Source organism: Nocardiopsis sp. JB363, from assembly GCF_900143625.1.
GTDB lineage: Bacteria > Actinomycetota > Actinomycetes > Streptosporangiales > Streptosporangiaceae > Nocardiopsis.
This window is the reverse complement of the sequence record NZ_FRFF01000051.1, coordinates 1-1252: the sequence shown is the minus strand read 5'-3', so window position 1 is coordinate 1252 and position 1252 is coordinate 1. Positions and strand designations below refer to the sequence as shown.

The 1252-nt window shown below is 65.0% G+C and carries 1 protein-coding gene; it reads left to right on the top strand.

Annotated elements, in window-relative coordinates:
- The coding region (locus tag BQ8420_RS08385; protein WP_087097263.1) for an HNH endonuclease signature motif containing protein at positions 1 to 1067 on the top strand (1067 nt) is incomplete at its 5' end.
- Between the last annotated feature and the right edge of the window lie 185 nt (positions 1068 to 1252).

Here is a 1252-nt window from a genome sequence, read left to right as displayed (position 1 = left end):
GCAACCTGGCCACTCTGGCCCGCGCCGTGCACCGCCAGCAGTTGCCGTTGGTGGACGAGGCGTTTGGGGACAGCACCCTGTCGTTGGGTGAAGCGTGCGCGATCGCGACCTCCACCGAAAAAGCCACCGCTGAGTGGGCGAAGGTCCTGGACTCAGCCGATGAGGCGTTCAAAGCCGACCACCCCGACGTGGAGGGTTTCCGGGCCCGCCTGGAGTTCGGGCTGATCGCCTATAAGAAGGAATGCCCGAAAGCGTCGGTGCGTCAGTTGCGGGACGCGGCGAAATGGTTCGTCGCCCAGCTGGACCCCGATAAAGCCGACCGGGATTACGACGAGACTTTCGACAACCGTGGTGCGCAGTTCTCGCCGACCTTCGAAGGCGGGTTCCTGCTGCGCATGTGGGGGCCGGGTGCGGACAACCAGCTCATCCAGGCCGCCCTGGACGCCTACACCGAACCCTACGGGCCCGACAGTGCCGCTATCCCCAAGCACCAGCGCACTTATGACGCGATGATGCGGATCTTCGAGACCGCCCTGGGCCACCGCAAGTGCGCGAAGGCGCCGAAGCCGGTGGTCACGTTGAACATCACCGTGCCCCTCAAGCGCTACCTGGGAGATGCCTCGGCGGAGCCGGCGGTGACCGAGGACGGGGTGGTCATCCCTGACCAGATGATCTCCCGGTTGACCCCGAAGAGTTGGTTGCGCAGGTTCCTGACGGACGCCGAGGGCAAGACTCTGCTGGATGTGGGGCAGAAGCACCGGTGTGCCCCCGACCCCGTCCGCCAGGCGGCCGGGTACAAGGAGTTTCACTGCGAGTGGCACGAAGGCTGCGATATGCCGCGTAGCTGGTCGCAGTTCGACCACATCATCGCCTTCTCCCACGGCGGGGCGACGAGTTCGGACAACATGCAGCTGCTGTGCTCTACCCACAACCGGCTCAAGCACCGGTTGCAGGTGAAGGCGAACCAGCAGATCTGGGACCACCACCACACCCAGAACCGCCAAGAAACCGAGAAGGACGGTGGCGGTGAGGGTGGTGAGGGCGACCCAGCCCCAGCCACCGCCTAACACCACCGCACCAGCTTTGACCAGGCGAAAGCCCACCTTGCTCCGAACGATCAATCCGGAGCAGCCCCCCGCACCTCTCGAAAAACACCCCCCGGTTGGGTGTCAGACCCCAAAGGCCATGCCTTGTGGGGATACAGCCATGCCCGCACACCGAACCCCCCACCCAGAGCCATATCCAGGGGCCA